At 68.3% G+C, this 3,477-nt stretch carries 3 protein-coding genes; 1 reads left to right on the plus strand and 2 read right to left on the minus strand.

The window, feature by feature from the left end; translation table 11 throughout:
- The first annotated feature begins 332 nt into the window (after positions 1–332).
- A complete protein-coding gene (locus PCA_RS13720; RefSeq protein ID WP_181303251.1) occupies positions 333–2,150 on the plus strand; it encodes an SLC13 family permease in 1,818 nt (605 codons plus the stop codon).
- 37 nt (positions 2,151–2,187) lie between these two features.
- Here the strand turns inward: PCA_RS13720 and PCA_RS13725 are convergent, their stop codons facing one another.
- Entirely contained in the window at positions 2,188–2,922 is a 735-nt protein-coding gene (locus tag PCA_RS13725; protein WP_181303184.1) for a nucleotidyl transferase AbiEii/AbiGii toxin family protein, read from the minus strand.
- Positions 2,915–3,409: a helix-turn-helix transcriptional regulator gene (locus PCA_RS13730; protein WP_181303185.1), complete on the minus strand. Its 495-nt coding sequence runs from the start codon at positions 3,407–3,409 to the stop codon at positions 2,915–2,917. Before PCA_RS13730 ends, PCA_RS13725 begins: the two co-directional genes overlap by 8 nt.
- Positions 3,410–3,477 lie beyond the last annotated feature (68 nt).

The following is a 3,477-nucleotide window of genomic DNA, read 5'->3' on the forward strand; positions in this document are numbered from 1 at the left end:
ATTCCCGCAAGCCCCGCCCCCTCACCCTGCCCTCTCCCCAAAGGGGAGAGGGGAACAAGCGCCCCGCGTCTTCGACGCTGTGGCCATATGCCCTCTCCACGTACCCTCTCCGCATACCCACTCCGCGTGCCCGCTCCGGGTGCCTCGAAGGTGACAGCAAAAATCGCGCGCCTGGCTCCAGGTTCACCAGTCTGCGCACCGCGCCGCTTATACTTGCGCGAACCTGCCAGGGACGAGCGCCGCAGCGTGAATCCGCCACTGCCACTCCGCATCCATCCACATCCGACGCAACTCCGGGACGCGCGCTAGTGCCGCTCACGCTCACCCCCGAAATGATCCTGGTGCTCGGGCTGGTGGGCTTCACCATGCTGATGCTGGTGCTGGAGTGGATCCGCGCCGACATGGTGGCGCTGCTGGTGGTGGTGGTGATCGGCCTCACCGGCCTGATTCCCTCCGACCGCGTGTTCAACGGCTTCGCCGGCAACGCGGTGATCGCGATCATCGCGATCATGATCATGGGCGAGGGGCTGGACCGCGCCGGCGTGCTCAACCTCACCGCGCACATGGTGATGCGGATGGCCAAGGGCATGGAGTCGCGCCTCGGCGTGGTCATCAACCTGATGGCCAGCCTGTTCAGCGCGGTGATCCCCAGCCAGGCGCTGGCCGCGCTGATGATCCCGGTCTCCAGCCGCCTGTCCGCGCGCACCGGCGTGCCGCTGTCGCGGCTGCTGCTGCCGATGTCGTTCTGCATCCTCACCGCCACCAACACCACGCTGATCGCGAACTCGCCGCTGATCGTGCTGAACGACCTGATCGCCAGCGCGAACGCGAACCTGCTGCCGGGCGCGCACACGATCCCGAAGTTCGGCCTGTTCAGCGTCACCCCGGCCGGCCTCGCGCTGGCCGCGGTGGGCATCGCCTATTTCTATTTCTTCGGCCGCAAGCTGCTGCCCGGCCACGAGGACGAGCGCCTGAAGGTGACGCCCGGCCGCACCGAGAGCTACTTCGCCGACACCTACGGCATCGTGGGCGAGAGCGCCGAGCTCACCGTCACCGCCGAGAGCCCGCTGGTGGGCATGAGCATCGGCGAGGCCGAGCAACTGCACGACGCGCCGCTGATCCTCGCGATCAAGAGCGGCAACGAGGCGCGCATGGCGCCGCCGGCCGACCACGTGATCTGGGTGGGCTCGGTGCTGGGCGTGCTGGGGCCGCGCGAGCAGCTCAACCAGTTCGCGAACAACCAGCTGTGCCGGCTGTCCACCCGCATGCGCCAGCTGGGCGAGCTGTTCAATCCCACCCGCGCGGGCATTTCCGAGGTGGTGATCCCGCCGGTGTCGCGCTTCATCAAGCAGACCGTGGGCGAGCTGCGGCTGCGCAAGCGCTTCGGCATCTCGGTGCTGGCGGTGAACCGCGGCGACCAGGTGCTGCGCGACGACGTGCGCGCGGTGACGCTGCGCGCCGGCGACACCGTGGTGGTGCACAGCACCTGGCGCGACCTCTCGCTGGCGGCGGAAGACCGCGACCTGGTGGTGGTCACCGACATCCCGAAGGAAGAACAGCGCCCCGGCAAGATCTGGCAGGCGCTGGGCTTCTTCGTGCTGGCCAAGTGCCTGGCGCTGTTCACCAACCTCGACCTTTCGGTAGCGATGATGTGCGGCGCGATCGGCATGCTGCTCAGCGGCGTGCTGAACATGGACGAGGCGTACAAGGCGGTGAACTGGAAGACGATCTTCGTCACCGCGTGCCTGATTCCGCTGGGCTGGTCGATGGACGCCACCGGCACCGCCGCGTGGCTGGCGCAGTACGTGCTGCACTACCTGGGCCACGCCTCGCCGTGGGTGCTGCAGGCCACGCTGGCCGTGCTCACCCTGCTGTTCTCGCAGGTGATGTCGAACGTGGGCGCCACGGTGATGATGGTGCCGATCGCGATCAGCGTGGCAGTGGCCACCGGCGGCAATCCGTCCGCCTACGCGCTGATCGTGGCGGTGTCCTCGTCCAACACCTTCCTGCTCAGCTCCGGCCATCCCGCGCTGATGATGGTCACCGGCCCCGGCGGCTACAAGGGCAAGGACTTCCTGCGCGTCGGCGCCCCGCTGACCCTGATCATGCTGGTCGTCACCCTGGTGTCGATCAACCTGCTGTTCCGCTGAGCGCCCGGCCCGCGGCAAGACTCCGAAGCCGCACCCGTCACTCCTCCGGCCCCGCCACTGCGGCCGCGCGATCCAGCCGGCGCCGCAGCATGCGCAGGCGCTGCTGCAGCACGGCCGGCGGCATCGCCATCGCCATTGTCCGCATGCAGCGTTCGAGGTGCGCGGGGCGTTCACGCAACGCGTCGAGTGCGCGCCGCATGTCCTCGACCACCACGCTGCCGTAGGCTTGCGCCGCCTTGTCGATGGCGGGACGCAGGCGACGCGGCGGCAGATCCATCATCGCGAGGTCGATCGCGTCGCGCGAAAAGACGCTGTCGTCGCGCCAGCGATCGGCGTTCGCAAGCAGCTTGCTGGCGGCAAGGTCCGTGGTCGCGAGCGTGGCGATGCCGCATACGAGCTCGTTGCGGGCGGGTTCGTCCAGCGCAATCCGCGCCTCCCGGATGATTTCGAACTTGATCCGCACGCCGTCCACGAGCAGCGCCGTGCGGATGCCGTACTGGTCGGCGCGGATGTCGCGAGCCAGCGCGACGGATGCCGCGCCCGCGCGCAACAGCGCATCGATGTTCCTGGCGCCGGCCAACTGTTGCCGCAACTGGCGATAGCCATCGGGGTCGGAAACCAGAAAATCGATGCCCGCCGATTCGCGGAACTCGCGATGGCGCAGCGCGATGGCCGTGCCGCCGCCGAACCAGCACCCGAGTTCGCGCAGTCTTGCGCCGTCGAGCGCCGCCAGGACCAGTGCGATGCGGCGGTGGTGCGGTCGTTCAAACACGCAGTTCTTCCGCGCCGAACACCTGGCGCAGGGCATCGATCAGGGCACGCTCCTTCGGCTCCAGCAGTTCCGGCTGCAGGTGCCGCCAGTTGCGTTCGTACAACCCGAGCGCTTCACGCGGAGACACCACCCGGGTCGCATCGCCGACCTGCCAGGCAAGACGCGTGAGCTGCGGGTAGCCGTCCAGACGAACCTGCAGCGGCAGCCACGCCTCGAGAGGATGTTCCGCGGCTGGCCGTGCCGCGTCCGGGGTCTGCAGGCGCAGCTCCACGCCCAGCACTCGCGCAGCGGCGTGCAGGGAACCCTGGGCGACCGTGGCCTCGCCCTTTTCCAGCCGGTGCCATGTGACGCGGGAGATGCGCGCCGCATCCGCTGCCGCCGCCATGCTGATACCCAGCGCCTTGCGCCGCGCCCGCAGGGCCCGTCCCAGCGTGGCAGCTGCATCCGAGGCCTGGTCCGGACGGGGGTCATCGATGGGATGTGGCATGGGCGCGCTCCTTGAGTGTTTCTCACAATATACAAAATCAGTATTTCGTCAATTATGAGAAACAATTT

The sequence above is a fragment of the Rhodanobacter sp. PCA2 genome (assembly GCF_013620825.1).
Classification (GTDB): Bacteria; Pseudomonadota; Gammaproteobacteria; order Xanthomonadales; family Rhodanobacteraceae; genus Rhodanobacter_A.

What these genes read in the sequence shown, in the direction of transcription:
- PCA_RS13720 (WP_181303251.1), top strand. Translation starts at nt 333, where the DNA reads ATGATCCTGGTGCTCGGGCTGGTGGGCTTCACCATGCTGATGCTGGTG.
- PCA_RS13730 (WP_181303185.1), bottom strand. Translation starts at nt 3,409, where the DNA reads ATGCCACATCCCATCGATGACCCCCGTCCGGACCAGGCCTCGGATGCA.